This window comes from Candidatus Hydrogenedentota bacterium, from assembly GCA_012523015.1.
Classification (GTDB): Bacteria; Hydrogenedentota; Hydrogenedentia; order Hydrogenedentales; family CAITNO01; genus JAAYBJ01.
Genome location: JAAYJI010000236.1, coordinates 22,762 through 43,835 on the forward strand (window position 1 = coordinate 22,762; position 21,074 = coordinate 43,835).

Consider the following 21,074-nt stretch of genomic DNA (forward strand, 5'->3'; position numbering starts at 1 on the left):
ACAGATCAAAATTTTTGGCTCTTCGTTTTCATGTGGAGTGCCTTGGTACTGATAGGCTTTTTCCTTTCCACGGGAGGTCTCGGAACCATATTTTCTACTGTTACGGGTACTTCTTTCCGTATCATCGCAAAAAGCGGCATGCTTTTTCTTTCCCTGATTTGGAAAGGCTTGCTAAAGATTAGCGGATTGAAATCAGCTAAGGCGCAGGACGACGCATTGACTCCTATTACAGATTTTTGTGAACAGATTCCCGAAGGCGCTTTTCCGCCGGAACCTCCCCAAAAATGGTTTCGAAGAACCCGTAAAGTGCTGCGTTTTCTGCTGCCGCAAATTACGGTGGAAACGGTTACCGTTGAGATGAAGGACAATCCTAAAGGAAAGTACGCGCAGATTTTGGAAGAGGACTTCCAAGAAGAAGTCTTTGATTCAGAAACAGAAGTGCCCGCCGCTCCGGCGCAGTCCACAGCCGCGCCTGAGTTGATAGATCAGGAGGATGTTCCCTCCCAAGCGCCCATCATTGAGACCTACACTCCCGATGATTTTGAAGAAACAGAGTCGGAGACGGAAGAGAGCGACAGCGATTTCTCCACAGAGGACAGTCCTTTTGGTGAAATTCCTGATCTGGATTTTTCTGCTGATGACGGCGCTGCTCTCGATGAAACATTGGGGATGGGAGATGAAGAAGCCCTTACAGAAGAGACGGGCGGGCTTCTTTATTCTACAGGCGGCGATGAAGTAGAAGCGTCCGCGGCAGGAAAAAAAAGCGAGGAAACGAGCGCTGCCCTCCGGAATGCCGGTCTGCATAAGGGTGCGGCTGTGAGCACGGGTCAAAAGGAAGGTCCCGCAGGATTTACACGTCTGCGCAGAAAAAAAGAGGCGGGAGCAGCGTTGGCGGAAACGAACAGCTATCCTGCCCGCTATACGCCGCCGGCGCTGGATCTATTTAAACATGGTACGCGAAAAATTATCCCAAATCTCCATGAGAAATTGGGTAATTTGGCGACAAAACTTGAAGCCTGTCTCGCCACCTTTAATACTGAAGCCAAGGTAACCCATGTAAGCCGAGGGCCGACGGTAACCCGTTTTGAGCTGGAGCCGGCACCGGGCACCTTGGTAAACCGCTTTACGAAGCTCATCGATAATATTGCCCTCGCTTTGAAAGCCAAAGGGGTGCGTGTCGAAGCGCCCATACCGGGAAAAGGCCGTGTCGGTATTGAAATTTCCAATGACGAGCGGGATCCCGTCGTCATTCGCGAACTTTTGGAACACAAAGCCTTTAATAAACGCAGTACCGGTTTAAATTTAGCCTTGGGCAAAGATATTGCCGGTGAGGTGTGCATTGCTGATCTGACACAAATGCCCCATTTACTGGTGGCGGGGGCTACGGGCGCGGGTAAAACCATTTGTATTAAAGCCCTGTTGGCAAGTCTTTTATATCAACACACCCCCGATGAATTGCAATTGATGCTTGTGGATCCGAAAATGGTTGAGTTGTCAATTTTCAATGACATTCCGCATTTGATCACGCCGGTCGTGACGGATCCTAAAAAAGCGGCGACCTCTTTGCAATGGCTCATCACTGAAATGGAAGAGCGTTATCATCTTTTCACGGACTTGGGCGTACGTAATATTGAAGTTTACAATGACAGTGTTGAAAACGGCGAAATAGAGATGGAGGGCTCTTCAGAGCATTCGGCTCCCCAATCCTTCCATGTAGTTCGAAAATTACCCTATATTGTGTGTATAATAGACGAGTTGGCGGACTTGATGATTCTCGCGCGCGGTGATGTTGAAGAGGCGATTATGCGCCTTGCCCAACTTGCCCGCGCCGTGGGTATCCATCTTATAATTGCCACACAACGTCCCTCGGTAGATGTGCTTACGGGGGTAATTAAAGCCAATTTCCCTGCGCGAATTTCTTTTCAAGTTTCTTCGCGCGTGGATTCCCGGTGTATTCTGGATGAAATAGGTGCTGAACGCCTGATCGGCATGGGCGATATGCTGTATTTGCCTAAAGGTCAATCTAAACCCGTGCGTATCCAAGGCGCTTTCGTAAGCGACGATGAGATGACAGATTTGATCAATTATCTTAAACAACAAGCGCCGCCGCAATACCGGGATGAAATACAAAACTTTGGGAAAAATAAAGATCCTTTAGAAGATTTGGAGCAAGACGAAGACCCGCTATTGGAAGATGCCATACGCGTCGTTTTAGATACAGGGCAGGCATCGATATCAATGGTGCAAAGAAGGTTGCGAGTAGGGTATACTAGGGCTGCACGTTTGATAGATATGATGGAGTTAAAAGGCATCGTGGGGCCCCATACGGGCAGCAAAGCTCGTGAAATACTCGTGGCAACAACGATGAAGGAATAAGGTACATGAAAAAGCTACTCTTTCCTGGCGCGGTCTTGAAAGAGCAACGGGAACTGCTTGGGTGTAGTTTGCAACAAGTATCGCAAGAGATCCACGTTCCCATTGAATATATCGAGGCCTTCGAATCCGGGCGTATAGACAAGTCGCCGGGGCGTGCCTATGCCTTGGGCTTTTTACGTAGTTACTGTAGTTTTTTAAATCTTGATCCCGAACCCTTCTGTGATAAGTATCTCCTTTGTGACAGCAATTTAAAAGTCAACAGTCCCTTCCAACGCGGCGAAGGTTTCAACAAATCCAAGGCTGTGGACATGGCGCGTTCGCGGCGGCTCAATGAACTCATCAACTGGGGAACCGTCTGCGCCTTCCTGTTATTAGGCTGGCTCGCCTACACCACGATTATTCAACCCATTGCTGATTCTTGGAAAAGCCGTGTCGAAGCCGGTGCCGAAGCGATTGAAGCACCGATACATTTTAATGAAGAATTATAGTGCTTCATCTCCATCGCCGTATTCATTCCTTCACACCTTAAATACACGCTCCATTCTATCAGGCCGTACTATTTTTAATCCGCAATTTTCTGCATGCTGATTATCCGCTATATTGTGAAACATTTTTCCCTTCTGAGGGAGTCATAACGGTGGGGTGAGAAGAAAGGATGTCTGCCTTTAAGGCGGCATGATTATACTATGACACGAAAAAACCACACGTTTCACGCAGCCTCCCGCATCGGATTTATTCGAAAAAAAATGATCCTGTGGCTTAGCCTCATCGGTATCATTCTTGTTGTTGTCCTTGCCATCAGCGGCTATTTTGGAGAACGATCCCACAACCTTGCTGTTGGCGCTACCTTCACCGCCTTTGCCGGGCCCATGGAGATCACTGTTTTGGAAGGGGGCAGCATTGAGGCGAAAGACTCCTTGCAAATCCAATCGGAAGTGCAGGGAACCACACGAATACTGACGCTCATCGATGAGGGCTATTTAATCACACCGCAAGATGTGGAGCAGGGATTAATTCTGATTGAGCTCGATTCCAAAGATTTGGTGGATCGTCAATTAACGCAGGAGCTGGATTACCAAAGCTCACTCGCCGCATTTACAGAAGCGAGTGAAGAGTACGCCATCCAAGAAAATCAAAATGAAAGTGACATAAAAACGGCGGAATTAGCCGTACACTTTTCACGAATGGATTCGGAAAAATATCTGGGCGTTGGACTGTGCGAAAAGCTGCTCGATGAATTGGGACTTGTGGCTACTGAAGAGAAAGCAGCAGAAGCGGTAAAAGATGTGGTCTCTATTGATTTCGGACAGTACGCCGATCCTGAGAAATTAGGAGACGGCGAAGCACGCCAAAAGTTTAGACAACTCGAAGACGATCTGGAATTGGCGAATCAAGATCTCGGTTTGGCGGAAAATAAACTGGAAGGTACCAAGCGGCTTTACGAACGGGAATTCGTAATGAAGACCCAATTGGACACCGAAGAAAGCGGATACAATCGCCGACTTATCGCCCGTCAATCGGCTGACACGAACCGTGACTTATACATTAAATATGAGTTCCCGAAAATGGCGCAGCAGTTGCTTTCTGATTATGAAGAATCGCTGCGTAAACTCGTGCGTGCTCAGAAGCTTGCCAATTCAAAAATTGCACAAAGTCTTGCCAAGAAGAATTCCGCTGAAGCGCGCCATGAATTGCAAGCACGGAAAAGAGAGGAATTGACGACTCAAATTGAAAAGTGTACCATTCGTGCGCCGCGTCCGGGTTTGGTCGTTTATGGCACAGGGGAACGCGGGTTCCGCGCAGATCCTATCGAAGAGGGCGCATCCGTTCGTGAACGGCAGGTCTTGCTGACGATTCCCGACACCTCCGTTATGGCGATGCGCGTTCAAGTGCATGAGTCCTTTGTGACAAAAGTTAAGCCGGGACAGCGGGCTCGCATCAAAGTTGATGCCTATCCGAATCAACAACTGACCGGCGTGATCCATCGTATCGGCGTGCTGCCCGATTCACAAAACCGGTGGCTGAGTCCCGACTTAAAAGTGTACAGCACGATCATCCATATTGATGATGAGGTGGACTGGCTCAAACCGGGGATGAGTGCAGAAGCAGAAATTATTATTGCCACCATCGACAATGCCCTGCAGGTTCCGGTGAATGCCGTGCAAATGGTCGATGGTAAAATGGTATGTTATGTTGCCACTATCTTGGGCACCGAGCAACGTGTTGTACAAACGGGAGAATACAATATTTCTTTTATTGAAGTTACCGAAGGTCTTGAGCCCGGTGAACAGGTATTGCTCCGTGCGCCTAAGCGTTCGGGAGAAGCTTCGGAAAACGGAAAAAACGGCCGCAATAACCAAGAAAAGTCCGAAGCCCCGGGCGTGTCACCGGCGCCTCCTGAAGGCGGCGGTGGTGACGGCGGCGGCGGCGAAGGAAGAGGCGGCGGCGGTCGAGGCAGAAGAGAGGCGGCGCCTGCTGCTGAGAGCGGTACCGTATAATGGCGCGAAATATTGTTACATTGCAGGGCGTCACGAAAACCTATCGAATGGGGGATACGATTCTGCACGCCCTGCATGATCTCAATCTGGAAATTGATGAGGGTGAATATGTCGCCATTATGGGCCCCAGTGGCTGCGGGAAATCGACCTTGCTGAACGTGCGCGGTTGTCTTGACCGCCCTTCACAAGGGATGTATAGCCTTGGCGGACAGGATGTTTCTACACTCAATGATGATGCTTTGTCCGAGATACGGGGAGCGCGTCTCGGCTTTATTTTCCAATCCTACAACCTTATCCAACAACTGAATGTGCTGGAAAATATTCAAGTGCCCCTTTATTATCAGGGCAGAAATGCCCATGAAAGCCGCAGCATCGCTTTAAAATTGGCGGAACGTGTGGGCTTGGGACAGCGGATTCATCATAAGCCTATGGAGCTGTCCGGGGGACAGCAGCAGCGCGTCGGCATTGCCCGTGCTTTGGTCAATGACCCAATTTTATTGCTGGCAGATGAACCGACGGGAAATCTGGATTCTGCTTCAGGCGTAGAAATATTAGAACTCTTTGATGAACTGCGCCGAAATGGAAAGACCATTATCATGGTAACCCACGATCCTGATATTGGATTGCGTGCAGATCGTATTGTGCGCTTACGTGATGGTTGTCTGGAGGAGGATGTGCGCAATGTCCACCACTAGACTAAAAAGCCTACGCTCCCTTTTCGCATTGGGAAAAATGCGCCGTGCCATCATCTTGGGCTTTAAAACGCTCTGGCTCCATCGTATGCGTTCGATGCTTACCATGTTGGGTATCGTCTTTGGCGTGTGCTCCGTCGTTGCTATGCTTGCTGTGGGAGAAGGCGCGGGCTATGAGGCACAAGAACAGATCCGCCGTTTGGGCAGCCAAAACATTATTCTCAAAAGTATCAAGCCAACAGAAACGGAACGTATCAGCACAGAACAAAGCCGTATCTCTGAATATGGATTACGGTATGATGATATCAAGCGTATCCAAGACACGATCCCGAGTGTGCGGGTCCTTGCGCCGGGGCGGATCATCAGAAATCATGTGTGGAATGCGACCAGACGCGTTGATGCTGAGATCATCGGCGTCGTGCCGTGGTATCTTGATATACGTAAACTGGCGATCACGGAAGGGCGTTTTTTTACGGACATTGAATTTGACGGCTATGAAAATGTATGCGTAATCGGCACCTCGGTGGCTGATCGCCTTTTCCCGCTTTCCACACCGATCAACCACAACGTGCGCATTGGCTCCGATTATTACAAAGTGATTGGTGTCGTAGAATCGGAAGCCTCTGTTTCCGCCGGCGCCTCGGGAAATAATCAAGAAGGGGACAATGCGAAAAACGGCAGCGGCAACGGATACGCGCCACGGGTATACATCCCCTTGACAGCGGCGAAGAATCGCTTTGGTGAAACCTTGGTTCGTCAAAGCCAAGGTACCTTTGAAGCGGAACGGGTGGAACTTCATGAAGCGATTGTGCAGGTTGCCCGCCTTGAAGACGTGGAAGAAACGGCTTTGGTCATAGACAGTATTCTGTCTAGTCAACGGCGCACCCGTGATTATGAGATGGTCGTTCCTTTGGAACTGCTGCGGCAGGCAGAACGAACCAAGCAAATATTTAATACGGTGCTGGGCGCCATCGCCGCCATTTCTCTTTTAGTCGGCGGTATCGGCATTATGAATATTATGCTTGCCAGCGTGACTGAGCGCACCCGAGAAATCGGTATACGCCGCGCCTTGGGAGCCAAGAAGCGCGACATTATCATCCAGTTCTTGATTGAGACTGTTATCTTGTCGGGAACAGGCGGACTCATCGGCGTGATTATCGGCGTTACCATTCCTTTGGGGATCAGTTATTTCGCACACATGATGACCATTGTCACGCCATGGGCGCCTATGCTCGCCTTTTCCATCTCCTGCTTCGTTGGGATTGTCTTTGGTATTTATCCCGCCTTACGCGCAGCGAACATGGATCCGGTGGACGCACTGCGCCACGAATAATCCAGGTGGTGGGTGTGCCTTATCCTTGTCTGCCCCGCAGATCCACGACGCGCACCGCTTTGCCCGTAGAACGTTCCAGCGTCTGGGGACCAACCAATTCGACACGGGTATGTATATTCGTGGTTGCCTGTATTCTCCGTACGATCTGATCGCGGAGCAGCTGCATATCACTCATTTTGTCGGAGAAGACATCGGGACACAATTCCACTTTAACGGTTACTTCGTCTAAGGTTCCCGGGCGCGATACTTCAATAAGATAATGGGGAGACAGTCCTTCCATTTTAAATAGGGCTTCTTCAATTTGGGAGGGAAATACATTGACGCCGCGGATAATGAGCATATCATCAGAACGGCCGATTACACGGGACATGCGCCGCGTGGTGCGTCCGCAAATACAGGGCGCTGCGTCTAGTGTGGCAATATCGCGGGTACGATAACGGATCATGGGCATCGCCTCGCGAGTCAGCGCTGTGATGACCAGCTCTCCGTATTCGAAGTCCATGACAGGATCCAGCGTATCAGGGTGAAGACACTCGACCAAAAAATGATCCTCTTGGATATGCATGCCTGTCCGTGCTGCGCATTCGCCGCTCACCCCGGGCCCGATGATTTCGGAAAGACCGTAGTTGTTGAAGGCGTAAAGATCCATTTCAGCTTCTATTTTGTGGCGCATATCTTCAGTCCACATTTCGCCGCCGAAATGGGCAAAGCGCAGGGAAAGGCTCCGAGGATCAATATCCATGGAGCGCGCCACTTCCGCAATATTAAGGGCGTAACTGGGCGTGCTGATCAAGGCGTCGGCCTGAAGGTCTTGAAGAATATGGATTTGACGCGCCGTATTTCCCGAAGATACGGGGATGATGGATGCGCCGATTTTTTCAATGCCGTAATGCAGTCCAAAGCCTCCGGTAAAGAGCCCGTAACCAAAAGAAACTTGGACGGTGTGGCAGGAACGTAATCCGCCGGCATAAAGGAAGCGCGCGCACATCTGCGCCCACATCGCCAAATCCTTTTGCGTGTACCCCACAAAGGTTGGCTTACCGGTAGTTCCGGAAGAACCGTGAATACGGGCAAGTTCGCTGCGATCTACGGCGCACAAGCCCAAAGGATAATAATCACGCATGTCCTCTTTAGTGGTGAAGGGCAGCCGCTTTAAATCATCTAAGCTTTTGATACTTTCCGGAGTAATGCCGTCGCGCTTGAAAATATTTTTATAAAAAGGAACTTTCATGGCCCGTGCCACTGTTTCACGAAGACGTACCAGTTGCAGTGCGTCCATTTCTTCGCGCGACAGTTGTTCTTCACGATCTAAGATTTGGTTGTCCACAACAAAATCATTCATGGAATAGACCTTTTTGAGAAGGGGTAGATGATCGCCTTCATGAGAAGTAGGATATGTTGAGATAGAACGATACCCGGTATTGATTCTTAAGATGATATATAAACACGCATCGACAAGCTCAGAATAGGCTGTTAATGGCTTCGGTCATAAAGTTCCACACCGTTAACAACATTGATATTTTGAGCCTGAAGTGCTGCAATGGCTTGATCAGGGTTATCGAAACGAAAGACGATGACCGCCTTGTCATCACAACGGAAAGTGAAGGCATACATATATTCGATGTTCAATCCGGCGTTTTCGATAATATCAAGAATTTTTATGAGCCCGCCGGGCCGATCTTCTACTTCTGTGGCAACCACTTCTGTAACGTTCACGACGCCGCCGGCACTTTCCAATACCTGCTTGGCTTTTTCCCAATCGCGCACGATGAGCCGCAGAATTCCGAATTGCTGCGTATCCGCCACCGACAAGGTCAAGATGTTAATACCCGCTTCAGCGAGTAAACGACATGGCTCACTCAAGTGTCCCGGTTTATTTTCTAGGAACATGGACAATTGCTGTATTTTCATCTCACGTATTCCTTTTCTTTTACCCGGTACAGACAAAGAGTATCAAGAAACGGCCGTACCGGTATGTACCGTTTTGTTAGACGCAATGAAAGGGGTTGCTTATGATTTCCGCATATCCAAAACCCGCTTCGCTTTGCCTTCACTCCGTTGTATAGAGTTCGGTTCCACCAAGCGCAGTTTAACCCTGATATTAATAATGCGTTCGATGGAAGCGGCAAGCCGTTTTTGAAGCGTTTCCATCGTGCGTATCGTATCACCGAATACTTCCGGCGTAACCTCCACATGTACTTCCACATCGTCCATGGTCCCGTCATTGGTCAACACGATCTGATAGTGGGGAGAAGTGCCTTCCACAGCGAGAAGCGCTGTTTCAATTTGGGATGGATAGACGTTAATGCCGCGAATGATAAACATGTCATCACTCCGTCTGGAAATGCGGCGCATTCGGCGGATCGTCCTGCCGCAAGGGCAGCATTCAGTTTCTAACGAGGTGATGTCACGGGTTCGGTATCGAATCATAGGCATGGCTTGTTTGCTTAAAGTAGTCAACACCAGCTCACCTTCTGTTCCGTCGGGAACAGGCAGCAGCGTTTCCGGATCAATGATTTCCGGATAAAAATGGTCTTCAAAAATGTGCAGCCCTTCTTGAACTTGACATTCATTTGCCACGCCCGGCCCGATGATTTCAGAAAGACCGTAAATATCATAAGCCTTAATATGGGCTTCCGGCTCAATACGTTTGCGCATCTCTTCGGTCCAGGGCTCGGCGCCGAATACGCCGGCTTTAATCGGCAGTGCACGAATATCTACGCCCAGTTCGGGAGCACGTTCAAGAATACGTAAAAAATAACTGGGCGTGCAGCAAATGGCAGTGGCACGGAAATCTTTCATGAGCATGATTTGACGGTCTGTATTGCCGCCGGAAATGGGAATGGCCGTTGCGCCGAGTGCTTCCGCGCCGTAATGAGCACCGAGTCCTCCGGTGAACAATCCGTAGCCATAGGCATTTTGGATGACGTCGCTTCGGTCCAGTCCGCAGGCGGCAAAAGAACGTACCATCACGTTGGACCAAACCCGTAAGTCTTCTTGCGTGTATGCGACCACAATGGGTTTTCCCGTGGTACCGCTTGAAGCGTGGAGGCGTACAATGTCGCTCATGGGACTGGCAAATAAACCGAAGGGATAGGTATCGCGCAAGTCCGATTTAACGGTAAAAGGCAAGTCTTTCGCATCGTCAAGGCTGCGGAAATCTTCGGGACTCATGCCTCGTTTTTGCATACGTTCACGAAACAAAGAAACGTGGTCGTAAGAACGTTTAACCACGGCTTGAAAACGATGTAACTGCAGTTGTCTCAGTTGTTCCAAAGGTAAATAATCCGGACCGCTCGCCGGATGAAAGGAACAACCTCCATCATGCCAGTATTCACCCATAATACACTCCTTTTGTGCCGATTTGTGAACACCTATAAAAGGCTTTGGCCCTTCGAACCGAAAACCCCATTACCCAAATGTCTGCTCATAGTATATACCTTGATTGCCTTGGAGGCAAACAACGGCGTTTTTCTTCTTTTTGGAGATAGGGATTTTCCATGACGAGCCTTTCTAAAAATACGTAATTTTGTCTCGTAATTACAAGGGGAAGTTGCATTAAATTCAACAAATTGATACACTTCATTTACATTGTGATTTGAAAGTATCGAAGGGAATTGCCTTCTCCTTTCTCCGTTTCGAATTGATATGACCCAAAAAAAGAGTGGTGGAATGTACGAACTTAACTTCATCAAAGACTTTATTCGCACTAATTCCAATTATGTAGTGGAAAAACATCGGGAAAAACATCTCGTAATCGTAACGGATAAAGCCAATGACCCCAATAATTTGCTTACTGAAGTGGATTTAACAATTCAAAAGCGCTTCATCGACGCTGTCCAAGAAAAATTTCCCGATGACCTGATTGTGGCGGAAGAAAATAATTTAGATAAAACGCCGGAGCGTACCAAAGGGCGGATATGGGTGATTGATCCCATTGACGGCACCTATAATTTTATTCGTGGATTCAATCCTGTTTTTGCAATCAGCATCGCCTTCATGGAAGGGGGCGTTGCCACGGCGGCGGGCGTGGGATTGCCCTTGAAAAACGCTATTTTTCATGCTGCTCTCGGAAAAGGGGCGTGGTGTGATGCACGGCGCTTGGCAGTCTCAAAAGTGCAATCCATGGACAAGGCCTGTTTTGAAGTTGATTTTGACGGCATGATCGACCGCCGCAATCTTTTAAAACAAGGACCTGCCATTTTAAAGAAAGCCGGGCGGATCCGTTGTTTGGGCTCCGCCGCTGTCGGTATTTGTCAGGTAGCATCGGGGGATGTGGATGGCTATTTACACATGTCTCTTCACCCTTGGGATTATGCGGCTGCCCAGCTCATCGCCGAAGAGGCGGGAGCACTGGCAACACGTCTCGACGGCTCGCCCTTGCACGTTTTCGATAATAAGAAGGGAGTTCTTGTGACCAACGGGGCATTGCATCAGGCGGCACTGGATATGATCACCTTATAGTGGATTAGCTTTTATTTTGTGAAGCCTGTCTTAACGGGTGCCGTTTTGAAATGCCGAGAAGAGGAAGACCGTCTTTCGCGCCCTGTCGCGCCGCAGCCACTGCACACAGAAAGGACTTGTTCGATGGATAGTACCTTGGTGGAATATTTCAAAGGGGATCAGTTGGCGGCAACACTGGGCATAAAAATCGAAGAGGTTAAGCCCGGTTATGCCGTCGTGTCTATGCCTATTCAAAAAATGCACATGAACGGTATGGGCGTCGTTCATGGCGGCGCTTTATTTGCCTTGGCTGATTTCTGTTTTGCCGTAGCCTCCAATTCTCACGGGCGGGCAGCCACTGCGATCAACGGGTCCATTTCTTTTTTCAAGGGCGTACGTTCGGGTACCCTTACCGCCACAGCACGCGAGCAATATCTGGGGAATCGGGTGGCGGGCTATCTCATGGAAGTGGTAAACGAATCAGGAACACTGATCGCCAGCCTCCAAGCACAAGTTTTCCGTACCGAAAAGACACTGGAACAGATGTTGGCGCTGCGCTCTCAAGAAGAGTCGTCCGAGTGACACTTATTCCTTGGTGTCGTGCATGGCGCGGATAGAGTCCAAGCCTTCCCAGTATTTTTCGAGTGCCTCCCTCCCTCCTGCAGTAATACGGAACTCGGTGTGGGGGATACGGCCGTTGAAGGATTTCGTTACCGACACGTAACCGGCTTTTTCCAGCTTGTCCATGTGTGATGAGAGATTGCCTTTGGTAAGATCCAGCGTGTTGAGCAGGAAATTAAAGTCAGCTTCATCTAAACCGGACAGCAACGTAAGGATACGGAGTCGGGCGGGTTCATGTATGGTGCGATCCAAATCACTCATGAATAGAATCCGTATCTTCAGGTTGATCTTCTTCCGCATCGGAAGTTGTCATATCATCATATTGGGGAATAGCGCCGCGGGTCAGGGTTTTTAATTTCCAGAGCGCATAACGACTATAAAGGTGACCGGTCAAAATGGCGATCAAGCCGTATCCGAAAATGGGAACGACTATATTGAGCAGCTCTAATTCTCCGCTAAAGCGAATGGGAGCGCCAAAGAATAGGGCGATACCATGGAGCCCATATAAGAGGGGCCAGATCCACGCCCAAAATCCCAAACGTTGATAAAGAACCATGAGAATGAGGTAGGGTGTCATGTACGCCGCGGACCAAGGCTGCATGTGCCTTATGCTCACATAATTAAAACTGATTAATAAGGCTCCTACAAGGTGATACACCAAAAGTCCGCCGCCGAGCCCGGTCAGCCAAACGGGCATGGGGCCGTCTTGCCCGCTTCCGGAATAAGAGGCGTAGCCTTCGCGGCCATACAGCCAGTTCGTGATGTTATAGATTAACTCGCTGCTCCAACGGGATATGGAAAACCAAACCAGCGCGGCAGCAGCAAATACCATGGCCATAACGGATAGGTAAAAGGTGGCGATTTTCCCCTGCTGGTGAGCGGTGTGGGTCAGGCTGGCGGCAATGCCGATACAGATTACCATGACCATAATAAACACCCATTGCACGAGAAAGGAGATAGTTCTGCTTTTTGCATAGCTCCTTGCCCAACGCATGATCAACCGGGGATCACCCGGTTGATAGGATTTTTTTGCAGTTGCGATCATCGTTGTTCTCCTAAACCTACAGTCTCTTTTATCATATTCGAGCGGTAAAAGGAAAATGAGCCCCTATAAAAGGGTGGATTTAAGCGTACTATATCATGGGCGGCATCGAAGAGAAACAGCGTGTTGGCACAGATTCAAGGGTTAAAGATCCATGCAATCTTAGGAGGTGGCGCGCTCATGAAACACGATAACGGGATAAAAAGTGAGGCTTGATAAAAGAGCGCTCGAGCTTTGGTTTACCCTAGCTGAGACTGAAGGATCTAGAGCATTTGAACGAGGAATGAATAGAACATATATGAAAAATAAACAACGGCACAACCGGGGAAAAAAAACTTCAGCGAAGGCAAGACTATAGTGATGCTGCCTTTGCCAATCTTTTCAGGAAACTTTTTGTCCGGATAAAAATACTGAAGCGTGAAACATGTCAACATACCTAGCACCGCGATGAGAGAAGAAAGCATGAAGATTGCAAATGCTGCTACGATGAAGTATGCCAAAAGTTGCGAGTCTCTTTTGACTATGGCGAGCAATACAACACCTAGGGCGAGCACTATATGCAACTTGATGTATACACGGTTTGCAAACTGTATGGGGACGTCTTCATCTTCTTCTGTTTCAGGGACGCCAGTTATGGTATTTAAGAGAAATTTGGACAAATACCACTGGCTCAATACGAATAAAGCTATTGCAGCAACTTTCAAGAGACTGAACATAGCTATTTCCTCTTTTAAGTGTTGCAGCCGTCTTTTTGTGCAGTGTTAGCTATCATGGCATTTGCATCCACGCTAACTACATATCAGTATACGCGTGTATTGGTACTATGTCAATCAAAAAATGAGCTTCTGGAGCCGAGTAAAAGGACGATTGCTCTTTTCACTCTTGATTAACAGGGTAGCCTTGTTCGCGATATTCCTTGAGGCGGTAGGTGAGGGTACGGCGGCTGATGCCGAGGGCTTTAGCGGTGTCACTTCGGTTATAAGCATGCTCTTTGAGCACGCGCAGTATAGTTGCTCGTTCCATGGCACTCATGACGGTGTCGGCGCCGGTTTCATTCTGGGGCGTTTCCGGCTCAAGGGATTCCTGTTGCACGCGCCGGGGCAAATGTTCGGTGAGGATGACATCGCCTCGGGCGAGAAGGACAGCTCGTTCGATGGCGTTGCGTAATTCACGCACATTGCCCGGCCACGGGTAGCGTTCCATGCCGGCGATAGCGCCGGGCGAGAAGCGGGGCTTGCCTTTGCTGAATTCGGCGGCGAAGCGTTGTGCTAGGAGCGGGATATCGGTAACACGTAAACGTAAGGGCGGCAGATGGATTTCCATGACGTTTAGCCGATAGAAGAGGTCTTCTCGGAATCTGCCTGATTCTACCTCGGCTTCGAGATCGCGATTGGTGGCCGCAATGATTCGAACATCGACCTGGATTTCAGTATTCGTTCCGATGCGGCTAAAGCGACCGTCTTGGGTGACGCGTAGGAGCTTTGCCTGTAGAGCAGGGGACATTTCACCTATTTCATCGAGGAGCAGCGTGCCGCCATCGGCTTCTTCGAAGTGCCCGATGCGCCGGGTGAGGGCACCGGTAAAAGCGCCTTTTTCATGGCCGAAGAGCTCGCTTTCCAGCAAAGCTTCCGGTATGGCGGCACAGTTTACTTTGATAAGACGTCCATTGGCGCGGGCGCTCCAGCGGTGAACGATGTCTGCGATGACCTCTTTGCCTGTGCCGCTCTCGCCCGTGATGAGTAGTCGGGTGTCTGATGGTGCGACCAATGCCACCTCTCGGAGAACTTCCTGCATAGCCGCACTTTGGGTGATGATATCTTCGGGGAGCGCGTATCCCTCTGAACTTACTTGGGCGGGACCGCTTTCCGACAGCGCCATGCCATGCCGGACGGCTTCAAGCAGTTGGTCTAAGTCAATGGGTTTCTCCAAGTAATCCACGGCACCGCTGCGGATAGCACCGACGGCATCTCGTATGTCTGCGTAGGCCGTGACGAGTAGCACGGGCAGGTCGGGGTAGCGCTCCGCCACGAAGCCGAGCAATTCGAGTCCGGTCATGGCGGGCATGCGCACGTCAGAGATGAGCATGGCGGGTTGGGAGGTTTCGAGCACATGCAGGGCTTCCGAACCGGAGGAGGCGGTTGTCACGGGAAATCCCTGGCCGGTGAGAAAGGAACGGAGCAGGCTGCGCTGTCCGGGATCGTCATCCACAACGAGAATATCCCGTCGTGCAGCTTCTTTATTCATGATCATCCTCCGACAGTGGCTTTTGTGCGAGTGAAATACCCATGACTCGGAACACAGTACCCCGGTCGCCGGGTCGGCAGTCCACCGTCCAGTTATGGGCATCGGCGATTTGACGCACTACGGCGAGTCCGAGACCGGTTCCTTTTTCAGAGGTGGTGTAGTAAGGCCGAAACACTTCCTCGCGGTGTTCTTTGTCAATTCCGGGTCCGTCGTCGCGTACTTCCAGCCACACGGTTTTATTGGGCATCATTCCTTGCGCCACCTCCACGCGCCCGCCATTGGGAACGGCTTGCACGGCGTTCAGGAGCAGATTGAACAGTGTTTGGCGCAGCATACCTTCATCGGCCTCTACGCATAGTTGCGGCCCCGTTGCCTTCAGCGTAACGTTATTCTCTTCGCAGTCAAAAGCGAGAACACCAAAAACGGATTGAACGAGCCCCGTCAAAGCCATGGATCGGAGTTGGGGGCGTATCGGCCGCGCATAGTTTAGGAACTGGTTAAGCCGGCCTGTAACGCGGTCGGTTTCCTCTGTTATTTTAGAGGCAGTCGCTCGGATGTCCCGGGGAGTGTCTGTGTTGCCGCCGATCATTTGCGCCATGCCTCTGATTAAGTTCAAAGGATTTTTAGTTTCATGTACCAATCCGGCCGCCGTCACATTCATGTCTCGGAGGCGTGTGGCCGCTTCCCGTTCATGGATAAGTTGAATCTCGAGGTCGGCGGAGTGTCTGGATGCACGCCACGCCAAGGCGAGCGCCAGACACGCGAGCAATGCGCCGCCCATCACAATTGCGCGAAGTTGAAAATCTTTTGCCAGAACTGCACGTAGACCGCTGGTGGGAAGGGTGACCAAGAACCAGTGTATACCATGTTCTTTGATCAAGCGTTCATAGTCCGGTTTGTTCATCCACGGTGGCTGTTCTGGCGGCGGTCCCTGTGGCGGTCCCAGCACGATCATAAGCAGATCGGTCAGTGTTTTAGGATTCATAGGTTGGCCGGGCAGGATACGTCGAAGCTCTTCCTTGGTCTTTTCACTGACCGCGCCTTCATTAAAGAGAGCCAGTATTTTCTCTGTTTGTGCAGCATCTAGCGGCTCTTGGGTCATCATTTCAAGAAGAAGATTTCGGCTAGCTTCACTGATAACGCTGTCGAGGTGAGGGTCATCAAGGCTGAGTACCCAGTGTCCCGGTGGAGGTGAAAGACCTTCGCCCGGAAAATCGCGGTTCAACCCACGCTTCCGATCCCCGGGATGACCGCCAGACCGCTCCATCGGCAACACTGCCGCCCTGCCGCCGGGCCACTCTGTTCCCGGCCCTAATGCGATGAGATTGGCGAAGGAAGCGGACTGCAGTGTTCGGTATTCATGCTTTTCGAGTAGGACGCCCAGAGCTACGGGCAGCGGTTTTCCGGCGGAAGCCACCGTATCTCCCGACGCGTTAAGTAAGACCACGGATTCCAGTTCTGTTGAATTCACCAGTTCGTTCAGAGCCGCTTCAATCCGGGGTCTGGGGATGAAGAGCATTCTGCCCTGAGATCGAATGACCACACTCAGTGCTGCTGAAAAATCATGGGCGCGATCAGCCAAATTCCTTCCCGCCAGTTCTTGTACGCGTCGATGTTCATATATCTGCCAGCCCGCTACGGACATCCATATTGCCGCCAGGAAAAGATATATCAGTTTTTTACGCATGGTTTGCAGTAATCCTGTACGCAGGTATCCCGCCTCCCCTCTCACTCATTATAGTGTATTCTCGGAAAAATTCATCAATCAGCCTCTATTTCTCTTGCCGATGAGAAATAGCCGCGGTTCTGATAGACGAGGAAGCTGCGACACATCAACTGGGGGGGACATGCCGCAGCAATGAAGACGGAAGTCAAAGAGATGCACGAAGACTTGGGATTTGCTTAGTCGGATTCGCTGCGTCGTTGACCTGATTCACCGCGTCGTTGGTCGGGGCCGCCTCGGGAGCCTCGGGGTCCGCGTGGCCCGCCCATAGAAGCTCGGGCAGCTCTTAATTGTTCAATGCTTAGCTTACCGGCGTCCTCGGTATCCAATTCTTTGAAACGTTCGCGGCTGGCTTGTTGGTGGACCTTCAAAAATTCTTCTTCGCTGATTAGATCATCTTTGTTCGTGTCATATTCTTCGAAGGTCGGGAAAGAGCGACGACCGGGAGTATAGGATCTTCTCGGTTCACGATCAGAGAGACGTTGCCCTTGTGCTTCCCTATCGGGCGGTGGGGGCGGCGGATTGGCACCGTCACCGCGGCCCATTGCCCTGCCGCGCGGGCGATTCCCTTGGTTGAAGGGCCTCTCAAATTCTTCTCGGCTCAGGTTGCCGTCATCATTGCTGTCCAGTTGTTGAAAACGACCTTTCATGAGCTTGTCGTTGCCGTCCACGTATTCTTGAGCACTAACAAAGCCGTCCTTGTCCGCATCAAAATCAGCGGGGTCAAGTCTCATCGGTCGGGTTCCACCTTCGAATCTGTCTTGTGCCGGTGGTGGCGGCGCTTCGCTCGAATCGGGCTGTGCCCACAGGCTGCCTGTAGCCAGTAAGGCGGCGGTCAGCATAAAACATCCGGTCACCATTACATTCACTTTCATGATGATCTCCTTTCTAAAGGGTTGAGATTATTTTCAAGAAATCGCCGTTGCAATTTCCCTTACACTATAGCAATTATTGTTCCAAGTCTTTTTTTATCAAGACTTAAAAGCGCCTTTCAGAAGTATGGATGTTTGAGAGGACTCGACAACCACCGCTTGCGCAAAAATTACCCGGGAAGAAAGGCGGCGCGGGTCGGATTTGCGCAACAAGATTAAGATGAAAGAAACAGTGCGTCTACAACCGCGTCTACAGTAAAGATAACTCTTCTTTCCGGCTTGTCATTCCTTGGATTCAAATAAAAGTTGGGGCTGGCGTGCCGACAATTTAATCGTGGGATCCAGAATCCCAACCGCCGCCAAGTGCCTTGATGAGTAAAACAGTGGAGACGAGGCGTTCTTTAACTGCTTGTACCTCCGACAGTTCATTATTCAGCAAGGTCTGTTCTGCGTTGATAACGTTCAGGTAGTCGATAATCCCTGTATCGTATTGTATTTGGACGAGGCGCAAGTATTCCCGTGCTGAGGCAACGGCTTTTTCTCTGGCTTCCGCTTCTTCACTTCGCCCGTGAATATCATTAAGCGAATCCTCTACGTCCTTGAAAGCGCTGAGTATACTATTGTGATAGACGGCCAAGAGTTCCTCATATCTTGCTTGGGCTTTTTGTAAATTTGCCTTGAGTTTTCCGCCCTGAAAAATGGGCAGGGAGATACTAGGCCCGAAAGACCAATTTTTGCTCCTCCAATCCAGGAGATCTTCGAGTTTAGCGCTTTGTACCCCGGCACTGCCCATGAGTTTAATACTCGGCAAAAAGTCCGCCTGTGCCATGCCGATTTCTGCGCAGGCAGCCACAAGATTTTGTTCGGCTGCCGCAATATCGGGACGGCGACTGAGCAGATCTGCAGGCAATCCTGCGGGCAGCACAGGAGGGGCTGTGTTCCGAGGATGGGCTTCCAGAGCGAATTCTACGGGCGCCTTTCCAAGCAAAATGGCGATAGCATGTTCTAGATCTGCGCGCTGTCTGCGCAGATCGGAGGCTTGGGCATAGGTCGCTTCCAGTTGAATTTCCGCCTGCAGAGCGTTGGTTTCATTGACGAGACCGACCTCATATTGTTTTCTGGTCAGCGTTGCCTGTTCTTGATACAGTTCCAGGTTTCGGTTCAAGATCTCCAGTTGCGCATCCAGTGCGCGCAGGTTAAAATAGTTACGGGCAACATCAGCCAAGAGGGTTTGTCGCATAAGCTCAAGTTCATATACGGACGCCTGCACTTGAGCGCCTGCGGACTCATAGGAACGGCGGACACGTCCCCAAAAATCGATCTCATAGGAAAGATCAAAAGGAACTTGAAAACGGTTGCTCGTGGTGGAGGAAGATATTTTTGCGCCCGTGTCAGTCCGAAGACTTCCCACATTGGGTCTTTCCCCTTGGGCAATGGCGGTGACTGCTCCCAGCATGGTTGATACTTGTCCGAGGGTAGACGAGACTTCTTCAAGTCCGCCGGATTGGGTTGTAACGGTCTGTGCGGAGGAGCCTGAACGGCTTGCTGTGGGACTCATGGAGATGACAGGATAAAAGCCGCTTTTAACGGATGCTGCCGATGCGCGTGCTTGGGTCAGTCGTGCGATGGCGGCCTGAAGATCATAATTTGTTTCCTGTGCTTCCTCGCACAGAAGGTTTAAATCGGGATCCTGAAAAAGACGCCACCAGTCAAGGTTCAACCCGGGCTGCTCTGATTCAATTTCTGTGGCGCGTTTGTAATCTTGGGGCAGATCTAATGACGGGCGTTCATAGTCAGGGCCGGTCTTGCAAGAAACAATACAAGAGGTCATGAGCAGCAGAAGAAGTGTCTTCAGATAAGAAAAACGTGCTGTGCCACGATCAGAATACGCACCAATTATCCGGAATAGTAGAGGGTGATTATTCATGGCGTAAGGCCTCGATAGGATTAAGCATGGCCGCTTTTCTGGCGGGAAAGAATCCGAAAACGATGCCGATGACTCCGGAAAATAGAAAGGATTCCAAGATGATCGGCACATTGAGGATAAAAGGAACTTGGAGCAGGTTGGACGCGGCGAGAGCGGTCATGACTGCTAAGGCGATACCGATAAGACCTCCAACGGAAGACAAGACAATCGCTTCAACGAGAAACTGGAGCAGCACTTCACGTTCGAGCGCGCCGATGGCGAGGCGGGTCCCGATCTCTCGGGTTCGTTCCGTAACAGATACCATCATGATATTCATGATACCGATACCGCCGACCAACAGACTCACTGCCGCCACGGCTCCCAACAAGCCGGTGAGCACTTTGGTGGTACCGGTGAGCATGGTCGATATTTCCTTCATGTCCATAACACTGAAATCGTCTTCTTCCACATCGGACAAATGGCGCCGTTCACGCATGAGGTAGCCGATTTCAGTATTCATTTTGTCGGTAGATATGCCATCCTTTACAGACAGTCGAATCACATTCACATCCATGGTTCCTGAGATGCGGCGTTGATACGTTCTCAGAGGAATGATCACGGTATCATCCTGATCGCTGCCCATGGAGGATTGTCCTTTGCTCTCGAGCAGCCCGATGATTTCACAGGAAAGTTTATTCAGCCTGATCTTGCTTCCAATGGGATTTTGGTGTCCGAAGAGGTTTTCCCACACCGTTGCGCCGATAATGCAGACCGCCGCCCCCGATCGGATTTCCGGCTCGGTGAAGCTTCGCCCATCCTCTATTTTAAGATTGCTGACGTCAAAATAGCGTTCCGTTGTACCCGTGACCGTAGTAGACCAGTTTTCATTGCCGTAGATAGCGGTTATCGCGCTGGCGGATGTGGGAGCCACTGCCCTTATAGACGGTATTTCGCGTTCAATGGCTTCTGCATCGGCCAGTTTAAAGGGCGCGCCACCACCGCCTTGTCCGGGTCCCATGCGTCGTCCGGGCATGACCATCATCAGGTTGCTGCCGAGACTGGAAATCTGGTCGGTCACCTGCCGAGTTGCGCCGCCGCCAAGGGTGACCAAGCTGATTACAGCGCCTACGCCGATGATAATACCCAGCATGGTCAGGAATGAACGCATCTTGTTGCGGTAGAGTTCACGCAAGGCAAGTATGAATGCATTGGAGATCATCAGACCTGTTCCTTGTGGTTATGGTCTTGTTCAATTAGACCGTCCTTAAAATGAATGGTGCGCCCGGCATAGGCTGCCATGTCGGCCTCGTGGGTGACCATGACT

At 50.5% G+C, this 21,074-nt stretch carries 19 protein-coding genes; 7 read left to right on the forward strand and 12 right to left on the reverse strand.

Annotated features, from left to right (window positions below):
* Window positions 1-186 precede the first annotated feature (186 nt).
* The 5 genes from GX117_10155 (at window position 187) to GX117_10175 (ending at window position 6,899) form a co-directional block, all read left to right on the forward strand.
* Window positions 187-2,376, forward strand: a complete 2,190-nt coding sequence (locus tag GX117_10155) for a DNA translocase FtsK (protein ID NLO33699.1) — start codon at window positions 187-189, stop codon at window positions 2,374-2,376.
* Window positions 2,377-2,381: 5 nt separating this feature from the next.
* On the forward strand, window positions 2,382-2,864 hold the full coding sequence (locus GX117_10160; GenBank protein NLO33700.1) for a hypothetical protein: 483 nt from the start codon (window positions 2,382-2,384) through the stop codon (window positions 2,862-2,864).
* Window positions 2,865-3,062: 198 nt separating this feature from the next.
* The gene (locus GX117_10165) at window positions 3,063-4,874 is read left to right on the forward strand and encodes an HlyD family efflux transporter periplasmic adaptor subunit (GenBank protein ID NLO33701.1); all 1,812 of its coding nucleotides are present in this window, start codon (window positions 3,063-3,065) and stop codon (window positions 4,872-4,874) included.
* The gene (locus GX117_10170) at window positions 4,874-5,569 is read left to right on the forward strand and encodes an ABC transporter ATP-binding protein (protein ID NLO33702.1); all 696 of its coding nucleotides are present in this window, start codon (window positions 4,874-4,876) and stop codon (window positions 5,567-5,569) included. Before GX117_10165 ends, GX117_10170 begins: the two co-directional genes overlap by 1 nt.
* Entirely contained in the window at window positions 5,556-6,899 is a 1,344-nt protein-coding gene (locus GX117_10175; protein ID NLO33703.1) for an FtsX-like permease family protein, read from the forward strand. Before GX117_10170 ends, GX117_10175 begins: the two co-directional genes overlap by 14 nt.
* A 19-nt stretch (window positions 6,900-6,918) precedes the next feature.
* Here the strand turns inward: GX117_10175 and GX117_10180 are convergent, their stop codons facing one another.
* From GX117_10180 to GX117_10190, 3 genes are all read right to left on the reverse strand, one after another.
* Complete coding sequence (locus tag GX117_10180) at window positions 6,919-8,241, reverse strand: phenylacetate--CoA ligase (GenBank protein ID NLO33704.1); 1,323 nt, start codon at window positions 8,239-8,241, stop codon at window positions 6,919-6,921.
* Between the two features lie 131 nt (window positions 8,242-8,372).
* A complete protein-coding gene (locus GX117_10185) occupies window positions 8,373-8,810 on the reverse strand; it encodes an ACT domain-containing protein (GenBank protein NLO33705.1) in 438 nt (145 codons plus the stop codon).
* A gap of 99 nt (window positions 8,811-8,909) precedes the next feature.
* On the reverse strand, window positions 8,910-10,244 hold the full coding sequence (locus GX117_10190) for a phenylacetate--CoA ligase (protein NLO33706.1): 1,335 nt from the start codon (window positions 10,242-10,244) through the stop codon (window positions 8,910-8,912).
* Window positions 10,245-10,571: 327 nt separating this feature from the next.
* Between GX117_10190 and GX117_10195 the strand changes: the two genes are divergently transcribed.
* Entirely contained in the window at window positions 10,572-11,363 is a 792-nt protein-coding gene (locus GX117_10195) for an inositol monophosphatase (GenBank protein ID NLO33707.1), read from the forward strand.
* Window positions 11,364-11,486: 123 nt separating this feature from the next.
* A complete protein-coding gene (locus tag GX117_10200; protein NLO33708.1) occupies window positions 11,487-11,924 on the forward strand; it encodes a PaaI family thioesterase in 438 nt (145 codons plus the stop codon).
* Window positions 11,925-11,927: 3 nt separating this feature from the next.
* Here GX117_10200 and GX117_10205 read toward each other — a convergent pair whose 3' ends face one another.
* The 9 genes from GX117_10205 to GX117_10245 all read right to left on the reverse strand — a co-directional run.
* Window positions 11,928-12,224, reverse strand: a complete 297-nt coding sequence (locus tag GX117_10205) for a transcriptional regulator (GenBank protein NLO33709.1) — start codon at window positions 12,222-12,224, stop codon at window positions 11,928-11,930.
* On the reverse strand, window positions 12,217-13,008 hold the full coding sequence (locus tag GX117_10210) for a hypothetical protein (protein NLO33710.1): 792 nt from the start codon (window positions 13,006-13,008) through the stop codon (window positions 12,217-12,219). The genes GX117_10205 and GX117_10210 overlap by 8 nt, the downstream gene beginning before the upstream one ends.
* Before the next feature lie 260 nt (window positions 13,009-13,268).
* Window positions 13,269-13,721 carry a hypothetical protein gene (locus GX117_10215; GenBank protein ID NLO33711.1) on the reverse strand — a complete coding sequence of 151 codons (453 nt, stop codon included), beginning with the start codon at window positions 13,719-13,721 and terminating at the stop codon, window positions 13,269-13,271.
* A 160-nt stretch (window positions 13,722-13,881) separates the two neighbouring features.
* Complete coding sequence (locus tag GX117_10220) at window positions 13,882-15,249, reverse strand: sigma-54-dependent Fis family transcriptional regulator (protein ID NLO33712.1); 1,368 nt, start codon at window positions 15,247-15,249, stop codon at window positions 13,882-13,884.
* Entirely contained in the window at window positions 15,242-16,936 is a 1,695-nt protein-coding gene (locus GX117_10225) for a hypothetical protein (protein NLO33713.1), read from the reverse strand. Before GX117_10225 ends, GX117_10220 begins: the two co-directional genes overlap by 8 nt.
* 215 nt (window positions 16,937-17,151) lie before the next feature.
* Complete coding sequence (locus GX117_10230; protein ID NLO33714.1) at window positions 17,152-17,847, reverse strand: hypothetical protein; 696 nt, start codon at window positions 17,845-17,847, stop codon at window positions 17,152-17,154.
* Window positions 17,848-18,172: 325 nt separating this feature from the next.
* The gene (locus GX117_10235; GenBank protein ID NLO33715.1) at window positions 18,173-19,675 is read right to left on the reverse strand and encodes an efflux transporter outer membrane subunit; all 1,503 of its coding nucleotides are present in this window, start codon (window positions 19,673-19,675) and stop codon (window positions 18,173-18,175) included.
* Window positions 19,676-19,763: 88 nt separating this feature from the next.
* On the reverse strand, window positions 19,764-20,969 hold the full coding sequence (locus GX117_10240) for an FtsX-like permease family protein (GenBank protein NLO33716.1): 1,206 nt from the start codon (window positions 20,967-20,969) through the stop codon (window positions 19,764-19,766).
* Window positions 20,969-21,074: macrolide ABC transporter ATP-binding protein (locus GX117_10245; protein ID NLO33717.1), on the reverse strand; the 106-nt coding region annotated here is incomplete at its 5' end. The genes GX117_10240 and GX117_10245, both read right to left, overlap by 1 nt.

What these genes read in the sequence shown, in the direction of transcription:
- GX117_10165 (NLO33701.1), top strand. Translation starts at nt 3,063, where the DNA reads ATGACACGAAAAAACCACACGTTTCACGCAGCCTCCCGCATCGGATTT.
- GX117_10195 (NLO33707.1), top strand. Translation starts at nt 10,572, where the DNA reads ATGTACGAACTTAACTTCATCAAAGACTTTATTCGCACTAATTCCAAT.
- GX117_10230 (NLO33714.1), bottom strand. Translation starts at nt 17,847, where the DNA reads ATGAAAGTGAATGTAATGGTGACCGGATGTTTTATGCTGACCGCCGCC.
- GX117_10180 (NLO33704.1), bottom strand. Translation starts at nt 8,241, where the DNA reads ATGAATGATTTTGTTGTGGACAACCAAATCTTAGATCGTGAAGAACAA.
- GX117_10170 (NLO33702.1), top strand. Translation starts at nt 4,874, where the DNA reads ATGGCGCGAAATATTGTTACATTGCAGGGCGTCACGAAAACCTATCGA.
- GX117_10200 (NLO33708.1), top strand. Translation starts at nt 11,487, where the DNA reads ATGGATAGTACCTTGGTGGAATATTTCAAAGGGGATCAGTTGGCGGCA.
- GX117_10240 (NLO33716.1), bottom strand. Translation starts at nt 20,969, where the DNA reads ATGATCTCCAATGCATTCATACTTGCCTTGCGTGAACTCTACCGCAAC.
- GX117_10220 (NLO33712.1), bottom strand. Translation starts at nt 15,249, where the DNA reads ATGAATAAAGAAGCTGCACGACGGGATATTCTCGTTGTGGATGACGAT.
- GX117_10185 (NLO33705.1), bottom strand. Translation starts at nt 8,810, where the DNA reads ATGAAAATACAGCAATTGTCCATGTTCCTAGAAAATAAACCGGGACAC.
- GX117_10235 (NLO33715.1), bottom strand. Translation starts at nt 19,675, where the DNA reads ATGACCTCTTGTATTGTTTCTTGCAAGACCGGCCCTGACTATGAACGC.
- GX117_10160 (NLO33700.1), top strand. Translation starts at nt 2,382, where the DNA reads ATGAAAAAGCTACTCTTTCCTGGCGCGGTCTTGAAAGAGCAACGGGAA.
- GX117_10205 (NLO33709.1), bottom strand. Translation starts at nt 12,224, where the DNA reads ATGAGTGATTTGGATCGCACCATACATGAACCCGCCCGACTCCGTATC.
- GX117_10225 (NLO33713.1), bottom strand. Translation starts at nt 16,936, where the DNA reads ATGCGTAAAAAACTGATATATCTTTTCCTGGCGGCAATATGGATGTCC.
- GX117_10210 (NLO33710.1), bottom strand. Translation starts at nt 13,008, where the DNA reads ATGATCGCAACTGCAAAAAAATCCTATCAACCGGGTGATCCCCGGTTG.
- GX117_10215 (NLO33711.1), bottom strand. Translation starts at nt 13,721, where the DNA reads ATGTTCAGTCTCTTGAAAGTTGCTGCAATAGCTTTATTCGTATTGAGC.
- GX117_10175 (NLO33703.1), top strand. Translation starts at nt 5,556, where the DNA reads ATGTCCACCACTAGACTAAAAAGCCTACGCTCCCTTTTCGCATTGGGA.